Raw genomic sequence first — 15,186 nt, 5'->3', positions numbered from 1 at the left:
GTCTCGCGGATTCTTCAGATTGAGCAGATCTCTTTTCATTCAATAAAAAATCATAGATTTTTTTAGCTTAAGTGAACTCCTGTACTCAAAGCATTTAAACTTATGGATACTAAGTGTTAAATCTTTTGCGCCTGTTGCATTTTTCAAAATATCAGACTGTTTAAAGTAAAATCGCACTTTATTTCTTCGCTCTGTTTCTAAACTTTTCAATCAGGAAATAGAATAATAAGAACCCTAAGGCAAAGATAGAAAATCTTGAAAGCAGATCACCGGCTCTGGTATAGAAGGTCATGGTGTCATACAGGTTGACTTTGGCAAATAAAGCGGTCTGATCTCCATAAAAAGTATCAGCTGTCACTTCACCTCTCGCATCAATATGAGCGGAAATACCGCTGTTGGCCGCACGGGCAATTTCTCTTCTTGTCTCAATGGCTCTCAGTCTGGCGTAGGATAGAAGCTGTTTGTGCCCTTCAGTAACACCCCACCATGAGTCGTTGGTCATAATCCCCAGGAAATTGGCTCCTTTTTTTACGTAATCGGTGGTGAATTCTCCATAAATGCTTTCGTAGCAAATGATCGGGGCCATTCTTCCTTTATTGTAAGGATTGGTGAAGGCCATTCTTTCTTTATCGGTACCGAGAGAGGCCACTGTTCCGCCGAGATTAAGCATCGCGTCTCCTAAAAGTGGCTTTAAAACACTCATATAAGGGAAAATTTCAACCCCCGGAACCAGTTTTCCTTTATGATAGACCTGAACTTTCTGCTGGGGAGCAAGCTGTACTGCCGTATTGTAGCTTTCCACCCATAAACCCCGGTTGATCTGGTAGGCTTCTTTCGGGATATTTTCCTTGTCAGTATAAAAACGGTGGGATGAAATTCCGGTGGCAAAAACCGATCCCGGATGTAAAGTTAAAAATCCTTTGAGGTTATTCAGAAGAAGGCTCTTTTCAAAAGCTGTCTCAGAAATGGATCCTCTTCCCGGAAGAGCCGTTTCCGGAGCGATATAATAATCGATTTTTCCTTTTGAATTATTTTCAGCCAGAAGCAGCAGGTCATTCTGGATGGTAATGCTGTCTTTTGAATATTTTTCAGCATAAGGATCCAGATCAGGCTGCAACATCAGTACATTCACCTGTCCGGATGGTTTTTCATCAAAGTTTTTATATTTTATCAGGGAGATGATCATCGGAAGAGCGATGAGTCCCGCTACAACGGATGAATTTCTGATAAGGTCTTTTCTCTTTCTTCCCGCTTCCCAGGTTCTCAGGGTGTAGAAGATCAGTACATTGATCAGGAGTATCCAGAAGCTTCCTCCGGTGGCACCCAGCGTGTCATACCACTGAATCAGTTTTGGATATTCGGCAAATACGTTTCCTAAATTCAGCCACGGCCAGGTAAGTTCCCAGTTGAGATGGAATTTTTCAAAACCCATCCAGATGGCGATCAGGAATCCTAGTCCCCAATAAGTTCCCTGCGCGTTTTTATACCAGTGATAACATTGGAATACCAGTGAATATAAAAAAGAATTGACAAGAACGGGAAACAGAACAGCCATCAATGAGTGGCTTCCGTCAGGGTTCTTTGAGCCGTAAAGCCATCCCGTTGTTACTACATTCCAGATCACAAAACACAAGTAGGAAAGCCCGAAAACCATCCAGCTTTTTCTTTTGTAAGAAGAGAATTTGGAAATTCCGTGTTCCATCATCAGAAGCGGAACAAGGGCAAAAAATATAAAAAACGGAACACCGTAGGTCGGCCACGAAACGGAAAGAAGCATCGCTGAAATGAGCGTAAGTAGAACGTATTTCATTAAATTAATTTAACACACAAATTTAATGTTTTTGAAATGAATAAATTTGCAACTGATGTTAAAGAAATTATATAAAATATTAATCGTTCCCTATACGCTTATACTGCTGTACCTCATGTTCCTGGGAATGGGACGGTTTCAGTATGAGGACCACCTGATCCGGATAGAACCCATTTTTTCCACATGGTGGTTTATTCAGGATAATATTGTGTGGACCAATACCGTGATGATTGTTTCAGGAAACGTGATCATGTTTATTCCTTTTGGATTCCTGGGCTGGATTTTTCCGAAGCTCATGAACCTGAAACCACTGCTGTACACCTTTATTTCCTCCATTGTGATTGTAGAAGCGATGCAGTATTTTACCCGGATGGGAATATTTGAGGTAGATGACATCATTCTGAATACGTCCGGAGTTTTCCTCGGATGGCTGTTCCGCCGTTTCTTAGAACAGAAGTTTAGCCGTTTAGTTCTTTAGCCCTTTTCTCTGCATTTAATATTCCATTTTTTAAAATCTCTTTAAAGCTGTTTTCTTCAAAAGTCCTGAGAGCTGCTTCTGTGGTACCGCCTTTGGATGCTACATCTTTAATCAGCTCCTCCAGGCTCTTTTCTGAATTGTTGATCAGGTGATAGGCTCCAAGCATCGTCTGCTTCACGAAAAGTTTGGAAAGGTTTTCATCAATACCCATTTCAACACCGGCCTTGATCATGGCATCTATGATATAATAAAAATAGGCAGGCCCGCTCCCGGAAAGGGCGGTAACGCCGTTCAGCAGGTCTTCGTTTTCCAGGTAAACCGATCTCCCGGTACTGTTCAGCAGCCTTTCAATACTGATCAGTTGGCTGAAAGAGATACCTTCCGCAGCAGTATATCCCGTAATTCCCATTCCCAGAAGGGTAGGAGAGTTCGGCATAGCTCTTACCACCAGACGGTGGTTCAGCAGATTCTGGATTTTTTCAATGGTAATTCCGGCCATGATAGAAAGAACCATCTGATTTTCCTTTAATGAAAACCTGATATTTTCGGTGGTATACTGAAAATCCTGGGGTTTTACAGCGATAATAACAAGATCGGCATCCAATTCTTCAGTTTCGTCAAAGGTGGAAATCCGGGATTTGGGAAATTCTTCCGTTATTTTTGGAATTTTAGAATGGTTTCTCGTGATCAGATGTAGATTTTCAGGTTTGATAAGTTCATATTTCAAAAATGATTTTGAAAAGGAAAGTCCCATATTGCCGGCACCCAGAATTGCTATTTTCATATATTTTGTGTCTTGTTAATTAAGAATTATTCAAATAAATATTTTCTGAAAACCATTGAATAATTATCATTAAAGGTAATGAGTTTAATTTTTTTATAATTGATTTTTTGTGGTTTTTTGTCAATTTTACCAGCTGGATTATAATTCTTGATTAGCACCGATTTATCGTTTGCATTTAAAATTTCTCCTATTGAAAATATTTCTGCCTCTTTTTTTGTGCTGCCAATCGAACAGTGGAAATCCTGCTTCTGTAAAGATCTGAAAAATGTTTCAAAATTTTCTAAAGCTGTTTTTTTAATTATTTTCTGACTGAACTTTATAGCACCTTCATGAGATAAAATTCTTTTCATTGCTTTGTCATAAATATTACATCGTATGCTGGATATTCTTTTCTCCGGAACAGTTTTGAAACCTGTAAAAGCGAAGTCGTCAAACTCAGCGGTCATTACCAGTTCGTCAGACATTTTAACAATGATTCCATAAATAAACTGATCAGGATTTTCGTCAAGATAAATTTTAACAAAGTTATTTTTTTGAATGTGTTTATGGATTAACTTTTTAAATTCCTTGTCAGAATGATCTTTAGACATGATGTATTTTTTAACGAAAATAATGTTTTTTCATCATAAGTTGAAGATCTCACGCTAAGTTACTCTTTTATTCACTTTAATTTGTTGTCTCCGAATTTATTCTTTGCCAAGACTTTTATGACCAGTTTTTTATGCCGCTCATGCACGAATTTATTATTGTATCCGTGGCAATAAAACTTTTATACCTGTTGTCGTTAAAAAGGTTTCCCACAGATTGCTCAGATAACACAGATCTGTGCGGATATTTTTTTCTCTTGCAAATTTTACACATTACAATAAAAAAATCTGCTCAATCTGCCAGATCCGCGAGAAAATAAAGATCTCGATATTCATGGCAAATAATATGGATCAAAATTTTCATTTTAGATTTTGAAATCCTCTTTATCAGAAGAAATAAATTAATGAAGAAGTTAAACATTTCCGAATTTTAAAAACTTTGATTGGTTTATCAACAAAAAAAGTCCGGAATTGCACCGGACTTTCTTCAATTATATTCGTTTCAATTTATTCTACGGGAAACTCCGGTCTTCTCATTTTGAATTTTGTTCCGGAAAGGGATTCGAGGAAAGCGACAAGAGCCTTTTTTTCCTGAGGGGTTAATTTTAAAGGTTTCAGTAAAGGATCGGCTGAAGGGTAATTCGGGTCCAGCTGTTTCTTTTCAGGAGTTGGGTCCATCATATGCATTCCGCTGTCATAGATGTTTACGACACCTTCCAGGTCACCGAACAGGCCGTTGTGCATCCACGGCTGGGTAAGCAGAAGGTCTCTGAGTTGAGGGGTTTTAAATTTACCGATGTCTTCAGGTTTTTTAGTGATATTATACAAACCCAGATCTTCGTATTTTCTTTTGTAATACGTTAGTCCGATATTGTGGAAAGATTCGTCGGTAAGGTACTGTCCGTTGTGGCAGTTCATGCATCTTGCTTTTGTACGGAAAACATGCATCCCATAGATCTCTTCATCGGTTAGTGCATTATGTTTGCCCTCCAGGAATTTATCGAAACGGCTCGGCTGGCTTTTGATGGTTTTCTGGAAATCAGCAATGGCTTTCACAATCCTGTCATAGGTTACTTTATCATCACCATAAGCATTTTTGAAAAGCTGGGTATAGCCTTTTACAGCCTGGATCTTGGCAGGCAGGGTTTTTACATCCATGGCCATTTCGTGGTGGGCGCCAAGAGGTCCGGAAGCCTGTTCTTCAAGGGTTTTGGCTCTTCCGTCCCAGAAAAATGACTGTCTTTCCGCAATATTATAGAGCGACATGGTATTTCTGTTGCCCAGGAGGTGATTATTTCCCAGAGCGACACGTCTGCGGTCTGACCAGCCCATTTCCGGGTCGTGGCACGAGCTGCACGAAATCTGGTTGGATTGGGATAATTTAGGATCAAAGAACAGCATTTTTCCTAAAATGACGCCTGGTTTATCCTGATCTGCAAAATAAGCGGAATCAAATTGAATAGGGGCGAATTCTTTCCATTTTACCCCGTAATCGATGGTGGGTTTCGGCCATTCCGAAATCGCTTTTTTATAGCTTTTTACAATATCCTCAATCGTCGGGTCCTGAACTTCCATCAGATCCTGGCCTACTTTGGGTGTAAAGCTTAATAAAATAAATACAACGACTCCTAAAGCTCCGAATATTCCTTTTTTCATGTCTTAAAACGTTATCCCTATACTTGCGCCTGCAAAATTATTGTTTTTTTTCTGGATTTTCTGCGTCTGATACTGGGCACTTACAAAGAATGCAGGCAGTTTTTCCAGTTTGAAATCATATCTCAGCACCGTTCCGAAAGTAGTGATATCACTGGCCTGGAACAGGTAATCCTGAAGTACCCACTCATCAACGGCTGCATTTCCTGCTGTACCCAGAGCATTAATGGATTTGCTGACTGCTCTTTTAGAGAAATAAGGCTGGAAGGTAAGCACCTGGCTGTTACTGATCTGCTGTCTGTAATCCGCATTGATTCCGAAATAAGAATACACAAATTTCTGTCCGGAATTCGGATAAAGCCTGCGTTCCTTGATCTCTTCATATCCAAAGAAAGGAGTTGCTGTGATGGTAAAAGTATCCTGGTTATACTGATAAAAACCTTTTACAGAGGCCATGTAATTTTCTTTGCGGTAGGCTTCTCTTTTGAAAAGCCGGCTCAGTGATGCCGTATTCATAGAGTAACCGTACTCAGATCCGGTTTTCCGGGAGGCCGCATATGAAGCTGATAATCCCAGTCTGTGTTTTTCTTTAATATTGAAGAATTTTGCTCCTTCCAGTTCAAAGGTTTCATTTTTCAGATCAGACAGATCAAAATAGCTGTTCGTTTCATTATACCCTTTGATATTATTGGATCTTCCCACAGCAGCCTGAAGATAAAAATCCTTTCCCTGTTTATTGGAAATCTGAGCTCCGCCTTTATAGGCAAACTCTTCGTACGTGCTGGCAGGACGGGTTCCGCCATTAAAAAGGTAATTGGAAAAGCCAAATCCGGACATCTGGTATACATAAGGTCTTCCCAGCAGACTTTGAAACTGGATGGAACTGTTTTGAGTGTATTTGTTGAATTCCCCGAAAATGCCTGCTTCATATTCTCTGAACACCCTGTAATTCACTCCGGCATTCACCCGAAGATCTGAAGTTGTACTTTTCATCCTCGGATCTTTTGAGCGGTAGCCCATCTGTGCCGAATAGCTTACCTGCCCGGCCACAGTCCATCTGTTCATGTTCTGCAGGTAGCCGCCGGCAAACTGATAGCGTTCAAGATTTAATTTTCCTCCTACGGAATCTGCGGTGATGTAAGGAGCAATACGTTCGTAATCCAAAGTTTCGTTCCATTTCACAGCCCCTGTTTTTAAATTCTGGTACTTTGCACTTCCCCAGACAAAACGGTTGGGTTTCAGCTTTTGAAAAGATTGGGCTTCTACGGTTAGTCCTTTGCTGCCGTTTCCAAGCTGCTGGCGGTAAGCTTTCTGCTTATTGTCGTGATAACCGACTCCGAATTCCGAAAATGATGAAGAACTGTAACCCGACATGGATGCCGGGTTATAGTAATAATTATTTCTGAAAGCTCTTTCCTGACTGTACTGGTTACTGAGGGTTTTAAAAAGGCTTATACTGTCCTGAGCCTTCATATTAAAAGAAATCCCGATCAGTAACAGGCAGAAAGATGTTTTGGTATGTAACATAATTAGCTGTTGAATATCAGATGACGGCTTAATGAACGATACCGTCTCTTAAACTTGGTTGAGCATCCTTCACAAAGTCATTCGTGGAATTGTTGGTATCCATATAAAGGTTTTTACCGTTGGACATCTGCCCGGTTACCTTACGTCTTACCGATTTTCCGAAACGGGTAGGGTCTTTATCAATCGTCCCTACGGAAGTCCATCCACCATCGATGCTTGCAGAAGTAAGCGTGTGGGCAAATTTTGCAGAAACACTATTGTTTACTCCGTCAATAATCCATGAATTCGGAATAGAATAAGCACTTTTTGAAGTAACTCCACCGGCACTGTTTTGGTAAGTATAGTCGTATTTATTTTTCTGTAAGAAGCTGTCTTCAGTCTCTCCGAACGGGAAACGGGCGATCACATAACTTTCAAAACCACGGTCATGCAGGAAGAACATGTTGAAATTCATCTGTGAGTAGATCACTTTTGCATTGGGAACAGAAGGGTTGTCTACCTGTCCCAGTGCCGGGTTGGTAGATGGATATTCAAAGTTGGCATTGTGAAGGTCATATGCTGTACTCGTCTGTGCCTTGTGATTGATGGCATTATCGGCAATAACGATGAAATCCCCTGGCTGTACCGGATATTCAGTACCTGAACCTGGAAGTACCATCACTGCTTTTACCGGGAATGACAGGTTGGCATTGTACGGGGTTGGATTTTTATCCTCTGTGGTAAGGAATTCAGACTGCCCTATGATCAGTTTGTCTGCATATAATACGCTATTGGTATTATTGGTTAATTTAAAATAACGTCCTGAATTGTAGTTTTTCCCATCCGCTGTTTTAATTCCTGTAAAGAAAACCTCTTCAATAATAAAATCTTCATGGAATTTCTTGATGATCAGAGGGATGTTAAGATTGGTGACAGGCAGGGCGATATCAGTCTGTGCCATAGCACCCACCGATACTTCTTCACCGGCGGAGATTACAGCACCGTTTACTGTAATTTTGTAGGAACCGTATGGTAAAGGCAGGGAATAGGAATTAAGATTATTAATGGTTTCTCTTTTTACCGCACCTGTGTTTACTTCTTTGATCTCAAGGTCGAGGCTTTTATAGGATGAAATATTTTCACCGGAAAAAGACAATGTTAAAACTCCCGTCTGGGTAGTGGAGGTTCCAAAATCATCACTTGAGCATGATGTTACCGTAAATGTTGTGGCCATCATAGCCGCTAAACTTAGGAGTAAAACTCTTTTTTTCATTTTATTTATTTTTTTATTATTAAAAATTGTAGTTCAGTTCCATCCCGAAATATGGAGTGTTGGCTCCTTTTCTGTAAACCGTTACATTATTGAAAACATAAGGCGAACTGTAATTGAAAAGCCTGTTGACGAATAATGAGGTTTTTAGAGCCTTATAAATACTTTTGGTTACTTTTATATTTCCTGTGATGGTAAAGGTCATCAGTGTATCCATATTATCGGTAACCGAAACATTTCTTACGAGCCATTGTTTATAGGTATCGGCTCTGTCAGCATCGGTGAAAGGGTGAACTACACCATCCATTCCGTAGTATGCGATAGGTTCGGCAATTCTCCGGTCATTTCTTCTGTGATCATAAATGCTCCCCTGTAAAGACACGGAAACAATCAGATCCAGGCTTGGCAGATAAGTATCTACTAAAAGATTATAGTTGATATTAGAGTTATTATAACCGTCATCATTTTTATAAATCCCGTAATATGGGAACGGCCCCAGTCCGATAGAAGTATTAGGTTTGAATGTAAACGGAACTGAGTTTCTGTACTGGGTTTTGAACCATGCTCCGGTAAGGGTAAACCTTGTATTGATTGCTCTGATCCTGGGTGAAGTATATCCGAACTCAATTCCCTGCTTTAAAATCTGGCTTCCGTTCTCATCCACAAAATATTCTCCGAAAATGCTTTTCTGTTCATAAGGTACGTTGGTAAGATCCGGCCCGTTAGTCCATTGGGAAAGGTCTACCTGTGTTGCGTCATATAATTTGTAAGAGTGAACAGCGGTATGCTTCATTTTACGGAAACCGTTGTCCATATCTTCCTTAAAGTAAGCCACAAAGAAATCATGATTTCTGTAACTCAGATCCAGCCTGATTTCCTTTTTTACACTTTTTGCCGCTTCCAGATCTTTGTTCTCCCTTGACTGTACATACGTCATGAAGTTCACATAGCGGTACTGCGAATCATTGTGGTAATAATTCAGCTGTGTGTAGTCCCAGTATTCTCTGTTGGGATACAGCATCAGCATGGTAGGCCGTTTGTAGAACTGTCCGTAACCCAGTGTAATATCCGTTTTCAGTGGATAATTGTTGATGGTAAGATGTGGCAGGCTGTACTGGAAATTCAGTCTGGGTTCTGTAAGTACCTTTTTGCTGATGGCAAAAGAAGGATCAATGCCCATGCTTTTTGAAAATCTCAACCCTGCATATAAAGTGAATTTATGACGGTCTAAGGAATAACTCATCTGATCTCCGACAAAAGCAGATAACAGGCTGGAAGCCGGAATATCATTATAAGGTCTCGGTCTTTCTATCCCAGAACTGGCAGACGGCGGTGTTTTCATGTCATAAACAAGTCCTCTTCCGTTGTTTTTTGAATATCTCCAGTCAAGTCCGGCTTCGTACTGATGGATAATTCCTGCCGTTTTTTTAGTCCCGTTTGCCTGGAAGAAAGCCGTGATATCCAGCGGTTTTCCTTCAGTGAAAAACTCAGTTACATAGCGTAAATCGGGAAAATATCCAACGTTTTCACCCTGTTCCGTGGCTAATGAGAAGGATCTCGGACCGGAAAGCTGTATCAGTTTTCTCTGCTCGATCTTTTCAAAACCCTGGCGGATAGCTGTATTAAGAGTTAATTTATTAAAAAAAGCATTTTTGTCCAGCTGATAGATAAAATTATTGGTAAGGCTTATCTTCTGGTTATTGGATTCAAATTTGTCGGTTGAAGGGTATCCGTTATCCGGATCGTATTTTTTATGGTCGATATTAGAGGAAAAATCAATATTGGATCTCCATTCCAGAGGTCTTGACCACAGGGTAGATGTTTTTTTTGAACGGATGGAAGCCGTGATACGCTGATAATTCTCAAACTCATCCGTCGGGTCAGATTTGGAATCCAGGAAATCCGCACTGGCGCTTAATTGCCAGTTGTCTGTGATCTTAAATCCTTTTCCTACATAATACTGCTTGCTGAATCCGTCAGCCTTAAATCTTGCCTGAAGAGGAGAATGTTCTACCTTACGCTCGATCTTGATTAATCCTGAAGTGAGGTCACCGTAAGACGCTGAAGGAATTCCCCGGATTACCTCCACTTTTTCGATGTCATTGGTGGAGATGGTTCGCATATCTACCCCGGAATAAGCCGTTTCACGATATTCCCCGGCTTTGCCGAACTGCTGGGTATCCACAGAAACCTGCATATCTGCATTGGAATTGATGATGTTGTCATCAATCATAAACTGAACGCCTAAAGATGAAGTTTTGTAATCACTTCCGGAGTAACCGCCTGTATTTTCGCGGAGTGTAGCTCTGTTGGTAACATTCAGGGAAGGTGTTTTGGCCAGACCTCCGGGCAGAAGCTCCATCAGATCACTGAAACTTGACGGCTGAAGGTGTTCCATAGCCTGCCTGTTGATGATCGACTTGGTCGTGAGCCCTTTTCCCTCTTTGGAAAATACCACAACTTCCTCCAGTTTGTTGACCGGTAAAAGCTGTACGGTGATATTCTGTCCTGAAGAAACTGAAATGCTGAGTTCTTTTTCCTGGTAATCGGAATGAATGATCCTGATGTGATGTTTACCCCCTGAAACCGAAACAGAGGCTGTTCCGTTTTTGTCTGTGGTGGCAGAAATACCGTCTACCGTAACAGAGGCTCCATTGAGCTCCTTATTATTTTCATTAAAAACGGTAATATTCAGTTGCTGTTTTTCACTTTGAGCATAGATAAGCGGGGAGCTTAACATGAAAAAGAAAGCAAAAGGTAAAAATCTTCTCATTTTTATTTATTCTAAATAAGCAGAGCGCAAAAGTATAAAATATACCGATGCAAAGAAAGTTTATTTAGAACAAATTAAAATAATTGACAAAAATCAGAAATAGAATCTGTAAAATTTTATATAATATCCGGTTGGTGTTATATAATATTCACCTCCCGTTCCAGTTCTATACCGAATTTTTCTTTTACGGAAAGGATGATTTCACCGGAAAAATCAAAGATTTCTTTCCCGGAAGCGTTTCCTGTGGCGTTGATAATCACCAGGGACTGGAGTCTGTGGGAAGCAGCATTGCCGATCTGCTTTCCTTTCCATCCGCATTGCTCAATGAGCCATCCGGCAGGTACTTTTACCCTGTCACCGTTCGGGTATCCCTGAATATTTTCGAATTTCTGCTTCAGTGCTTCGAACTGAGTGAGCGGAATTGTAGGGTTTTTAAAGAAACTTCCTGCGTTTCCTGTTTCTTTCGGATCGGGAAGTTTGCTCTGTCTGATCTGAATTACCGCCCGTGATATATCCCGGATGGTAGGATTTTCTATTCCTTCACGTTCCAGTTCAGATCGGATAGCTCCATACTCTGTTCTAAGGTGATGTTCGTGGGTCGTTAATTTGAAAGTAACTTCCAGAATAACATATTTTCCTTTTCCTTCCTGTTTAAAAATAGAATCCCTGTACCCGAATCTGCAATCCTTCAGATCAAAGGTTTTTACTTCCAGAAGATCAAGATCCAATACTTTACAGTTTACAAATACATCTTTTATTTCCGTACCGTAAGCTCCGATATTCTGCATGGGGGAAGTTCCTACATTTCCCGGGATCAGGGAAAGATTTTCCAGACCGCCGTAATTTTTTTCCAGGCAGTACATCACCAATTCATGCCAGTTTTCTCCTGCTTTTGCCGTTACCAGAACTTCGTTTTCATTCAGAATTTCTTCTGAAATTCCCTTTAAATTAATTTTTACAGCTAGTCCGTCAAAGTCTTTGGTTAGCAGAATATTGCTTCCTCCTCCCAAAAACAGAAGTGGCAGATTATGTTTTTTTGAAAAGACAATCGCTTCTTTCAGTTCTTCAAGGCTGCTGATCTCAGTAAAGTATTGAGCTTTGGCTTCAACGCCGAAGGTATTGTAAGGCTTTAAGGAAAAATTTTCTTGCATGTTTTTATTGATATTCTTTAGGAAGAATGGTATTTAACTGTTCTTTCAGCTGCTGAAACTGTTTATAGTGAACGGTATCCGCAAAAGAATTAACGTAAATATGGGATTTTTTCGGGGTACGGATCTGAAAGGTTTCATCAATACCGTCCACCGACTGTTGGCTTGGAGAACTTTTGATGTAGTCCAGATCTTTCACATTGATGGAAGCTGTCAGTTTCTTCCAGGTCTCAGACCGGATAGGAGCGCTCCATTCTTTATGGGTCTGGTTGGCGGTCATTCCTTTTTCCGCTTTTACGGAATCTCTGGTCACTTTTACAATGTTATAGTTGCCCAAATGTCCGCCTATGTGAGACATACTGATGAAAACAATATCGTTGGGACGATGGTTCGTTGTTTTCTTTTCAGGGGTTTTCTTATCACAGGAAAAAAATACCGGCAACAAAAGACATGAGAAGAAGATGTTCAGACCCGTATTTTTCATTGCCGGTATTGTATGCTGTAAATATAATTATAGATCGAATTCCTTTCTGTATTGAGTCAAGGCATCTTTCAGAATTTCTGCACTTCTCTTCAGATCCTCTTCTTTCAGTACGTAAGCGATTCTTACCTGTTTTTTACCTAACTCCGGATCGCTGTAAAATCCTCCTGCGGGTGCTACCATAATGGTTTCACCTTTGTTGGTATACTTTTCAAGAAGCCATTGTGCAAATTTCTCGGTGTCGTCTACCGGAAGCTCGGCAACACAGTAGAAGGCTCCTCTCGGTTTAGGGCAGATTACTCCCGGAATAGCATTCAGAAGATCCACAAGGATGTTTCTTCTGTGGGTATATTCTTCTCTTACAGAACGGATGTAAGCGCCGTCATTCTGGTGGGCTGCTGTTGCTGCAATCTGGCCCAGAAGTACCGGGCTTAATCTTGCCTGTGCAAAAAGCATTGCGGCATCATGAATTTTTTTGGAACGGGTAACCATGCATCCGATTCTTACCCCGCACATAGAATAACGCTTGGATTCAGAATCAATCACGATACAGTTTTCACTCAGTTCAGGGAAATCAAGGATCGAGATCTGCTGTTTACCATCGTAAACATATTCTCTGTATACTTCGTCAGAAATTACCACGATGTCATATTTTAAAGCAATTTCCGCCAGTTTCTGGAGTTCTTCACGGGTGTACAGGTATCCCGTAGGATTACCCGGGTTACAGATCACGATGGCTCTTGTTCTTTCGGTGATCTTTCTTTCAAATTCTTCGATCGGAGGGAGTGCAAAACCGGTGTCAATAGTAGACGGTACCGCCACTACATTCACGTTGAATGTGCTGGTAAACCCGTTATAGTTGGCATAATAAGGTTCAGGAATGATCACTTCGTCACCGTCATCACATAAAGTAGAAATGGCAAAATTAAGCGCCTCCGAACCACCGTTGGTTACAATGAAATTATCAGGTGTAAGGTCTTCAAAACCTAAGGTATGATAATAATCGGTAAGGGCTTTTCTGTATTCTAAATTACCTTCAGAAAGCGCATATTCCAATACTTTAAGATCAATATTCTTTAAAGCATTTAAAGCTGTTTCCGGAGTTTCAATATCAGGCTGCCCGATATTAAGGTGATAGACTTTAGTTCCCTGCTGTTTTGCTTTTAACGCAAAAGGAACCAGTTTTCTTACCGGCGATGGCGGCATATGCTGTGCTCTGTTTGAAATATTCGGCATTGTTCAAAAAATTTGTATGACAAAAATAGGATTTAATTTCCCAATAATAAAATTAAGAAGCGTTGAGCTGCTGTATCAGTTTATTCTTCTTCTTTATTAATATGATTTTTGCTGTGATTTTTAATAAAAATACGGGATTTTTATTATGAAATAAATAGTTGTATTTTAATTATTTTGGTTTTGTGTTAAAATTTTCCTTAATTTACAGTGCTGATATAAAATGTGAAAATCAAGTTATATCCCGTTTTTTTAACAGGCAGTCGGATCATCTGTGTTGACGATTTTGAATTCTGGCTGTTGAGTTCATGGATTCAGAAACAGATTTCAATCTGCTGTAAAAGCAGTCAAAAGATAAGTTTTTTTAATGTAAATAATGTCTGGCGGCAGTATGTGATGTACTGCTGCTTTTTTTATTTTGGATCAATCTCAAAAGTTGGAAGAATATTTTTTATTCATCGCAATGGAAAACAAATAATGGATAATATTGGCGTGTTTTTTTAAGATAAACAAAGCCGCTTCGCTTATTTTTGAAATACAGGGTTCTGTCTGAAATTATATCTTTGAAAATATAAGAACCTGTTTAGATTTTATTCAAATATTTTTTATGTTAGCAAAACTCAATAGATCATGTTTGAAATTATCCTAACTAAAAAGATCATGTGAATTTTATATTTCTTCAAGTCTGCAAAAAAAGATTCACGCAAAGTCTATGAGTGGCTCCGCTTTATTTTGAGTGAGCAAAGAAATGCTACTTCGTCGCTGATGAAGCGGTATACATCACCAGTACATTATCTTTTAATCAGAAAAATACTCAAAGAATATGGGCCAGATAAAAATTTGAATGGCATACAAAAAATCAAATTCATAAATTTAAACAGGCTATTGTATAATATGTTGAGTTTGATCCATAATTTTTCATACCAGGATATTCAGAAATTTTGTTATTTTGGATAAACTAAAAAACTAACTGAATATGCAGATCCCAGCCAGCTCCGTAGAAGATTATATTTCAAAAATTCCCGAGGAAAGACAGGAAGTCTTCAGAAAATTATTCAATACCATCGGTGATAATCTCCCGGAAGGATTTAAGGAAGGTGTCAGTTATGGGATGGTAGGATGGGATGTTCCTCTTGAAACGTATCCCGCGGGTTATCACTGTACGCCCGGAGCACCTTTACCTTTTATGGGACTGGCTTCTCAAAAGAATTTTATTGCATTTTACCACATGGGAATCTATGCCGAACCTGAACTTCTGAACTGGTTTGTTGCCGAATATCCCAAATATTCCAAAAGAAAGCTGGATATGGGAAAATCCTGTGTACGATTCAAAAAAATGGATGATATTCCGTTTGACCTGATCGCTGAGGTCAGCAAAAAAATGACGGTGAAACAATGGATCGGTATTTATGAAGACCGGTTGAAGAAAAAATAAGACAAAAAGTTCTGAAGCAATACGTTTC

12 protein-coding genes are annotated in these 15,186 nt (G+C 39.8%); 2 read left to right on the top strand and 10 right to left on the bottom strand.

All coding sequences use genetic code 11. The features are described 5' to 3' along the window. Positions 1 to 178: 178 nt before the first annotated feature. Positions 179 to 1,810, bottom strand: coding sequence for an apolipoprotein N-acyltransferase (gene lnt / locus AC106S_RS16465; protein ID WP_482440704.1), 1,632 nt, complete (start codon positions 1,808 to 1,810; stop codon positions 179 to 181). A gap of 55 nt (positions 1,811 to 1,865) precedes the next feature. Between lnt and AC106S_RS16460 the strand changes: the two genes are divergently transcribed. Next, complete coding sequence (locus AC106S_RS16460) at positions 1,866 to 2,288, top strand: VanZ family protein (protein WP_482440702.1); 423 nt, start codon at positions 1,866 to 1,868, stop codon at positions 2,286 to 2,288. Here AC106S_RS16460 and proC read toward each other — a convergent pair. From proC to AC106S_RS16415, 9 genes are all read right to left on the bottom strand, one after another. Then, entirely contained in the window at positions 2,269 to 3,072 is an 804-nt protein-coding gene (gene proC, locus AC106S_RS16455) for a pyrroline-5-carboxylate reductase (RefSeq protein ID WP_482440701.1), read from the bottom strand. The two genes, AC106S_RS16460 and proC, sit on opposite strands and share 20 nt — an antisense overlap. A 26-nt stretch (positions 3,073 to 3,098) precedes the next feature. Continuing rightward, on the bottom strand, positions 3,099 to 3,422 hold the full coding sequence (locus tag AC106S_RS16450) for a hypothetical protein (RefSeq protein ID WP_482440699.1): 324 nt from the start codon (positions 3,420 to 3,422) through the stop codon (positions 3,099 to 3,101). Positions 3,423 to 4,166: 744 nt separating this feature from the next. Then, a complete protein-coding gene (locus tag AC106S_RS16445; RefSeq protein ID WP_482440698.1) occupies positions 4,167 to 5,315 on the bottom strand; it encodes a cytochrome-c peroxidase in 1,149 nt (382 codons plus the stop codon). A 3-nt stretch (positions 5,316 to 5,318) separates the two neighbouring features. Then, positions 5,319 to 6,839 (bottom strand): DUF6850 family outer membrane beta-barrel protein, encoded by a 1,521-nt coding sequence (locus AC106S_RS16440; protein WP_482440696.1) that lies wholly within the window; start codon positions 6,837 to 6,839, stop codon positions 5,319 to 5,321. A gap of 28 nt (positions 6,840 to 6,867) precedes the next feature. Further along, complete coding sequence (locus tag AC106S_RS16435; RefSeq protein ID WP_482440694.1) at positions 6,868 to 8,091, bottom strand: DUF4876 domain-containing protein; 1,224 nt, start codon at positions 8,089 to 8,091, stop codon at positions 6,868 to 6,870. A gap of 19 nt (positions 8,092 to 8,110) precedes the next feature. Continuing rightward, positions 8,111 to 10,861 carry a TonB-dependent receptor gene (locus AC106S_RS16430; RefSeq protein ID WP_482440693.1) on the bottom strand — a complete coding sequence of 917 codons (2,751 nt, stop codon included), beginning with the start codon at positions 10,859 to 10,861 and terminating at the stop codon, positions 8,111 to 8,113. Positions 10,862 to 10,998: 137 nt separating this feature from the next. Continuing rightward, complete coding sequence (murB, locus tag AC106S_RS16425; protein WP_482440691.1) at positions 10,999 to 12,012, bottom strand: UDP-N-acetylmuramate dehydrogenase; 1,014 nt, start codon at positions 12,010 to 12,012, stop codon at positions 10,999 to 11,001. Positions 12,013 to 12,016: 4 nt separating this feature from the next. Continuing rightward, the gene (locus tag AC106S_RS16420) at positions 12,017 to 12,493 is read right to left on the bottom strand and encodes a hypothetical protein (RefSeq protein ID WP_482440689.1); all 477 of its coding nucleotides are present in this window, start codon (positions 12,491 to 12,493) and stop codon (positions 12,017 to 12,019) included. A 27-nt stretch (positions 12,494 to 12,520) separates the two neighbouring features. Further along, positions 12,521 to 13,726, bottom strand: coding sequence for a pyridoxal phosphate-dependent aminotransferase (locus AC106S_RS16415; protein WP_482440687.1), 1,206 nt, complete (start codon positions 13,724 to 13,726; stop codon positions 12,521 to 12,523). Positions 13,727 to 14,699: 973 nt separating this feature from the next. Here AC106S_RS16415 and AC106S_RS16410 point away from each other — a divergent pair. Continuing rightward, positions 14,700 to 15,158 (top strand): DUF1801 domain-containing protein, encoded by a 459-nt coding sequence (locus tag AC106S_RS16410; RefSeq protein WP_482440685.1) that lies wholly within the window; start codon positions 14,700 to 14,702, stop codon positions 15,156 to 15,158. The last annotated feature ends 28 nt before the right edge of the window (positions 15,159 to 15,186 follow it).

It is taken from the genome of Chryseobacterium sp. FR054 (genome assembly GCF_056844565.1).
This window is presented reverse-complemented; position numbering and strand designations above follow the sequence as displayed.

Bases quoted from the DNA above. Each gene is read 5' to 3' on its own strand.
- AC106S_RS16440 (WP_482440696.1), bottom strand. From the start codon at position 6,839: ATGTTACATACCAAAACATCTTTCTGCCTGTTACTGATCGGGATTTCT.
- AC106S_RS16450 (WP_482440699.1), bottom strand. From the start codon at position 3,422: ATGAAAAGAATTTTATCTCATGAAGGTGCTATAAAGTTCAGTCAGAAA.
- AC106S_RS16460 (WP_482440702.1), top strand. From the start codon at position 1,866: ATGTTAAAGAAATTATATAAAATATTAATCGTTCCCTATACGCTTATA.
- AC106S_RS16445 (WP_482440698.1), bottom strand. From the start codon at position 5,315: ATGAAAAAAGGAATATTCGGAGCTTTAGGAGTCGTTGTATTTATTTTA.
- AC106S_RS16430 (WP_482440693.1), bottom strand. From the start codon at position 10,861: ATGAGAAGATTTTTACCTTTTGCTTTCTTTTTCATGTTAAGCTCCCCG.
- murB (WP_482440691.1), bottom strand. From the start codon at position 12,012: ATGCAAGAAAATTTTTCCTTAAAGCCTTACAATACCTTCGGCGTTGAA.
- proC (WP_482440701.1), bottom strand. From the start codon at position 3,072: ATGAAAATAGCAATTCTGGGTGCCGGCAATATGGGACTTTCCTTTTCA.
- AC106S_RS16420 (WP_482440689.1), bottom strand. From the start codon at position 12,493: ATGAAAAATACGGGTCTGAACATCTTCTTCTCATGTCTTTTGTTGCCG.
- AC106S_RS16415 (WP_482440687.1), bottom strand. From the start codon at position 13,726: ATGCCGAATATTTCAAACAGAGCACAGCATATGCCGCCATCGCCGGTA.
- lnt (WP_482440704.1), bottom strand. From the start codon at position 1,810: ATGAAATACGTTCTACTTACGCTCATTTCAGCGATGCTTCTTTCCGTT.
- AC106S_RS16410 (WP_482440685.1), top strand. From the start codon at position 14,700: ATGCAGATCCCAGCCAGCTCCGTAGAAGATTATATTTCAAAAATTCCC.
- AC106S_RS16435 (WP_482440694.1), bottom strand. From the start codon at position 8,091: ATGAAAAAAAGAGTTTTACTCCTAAGTTTAGCGGCTATGATGGCCACA.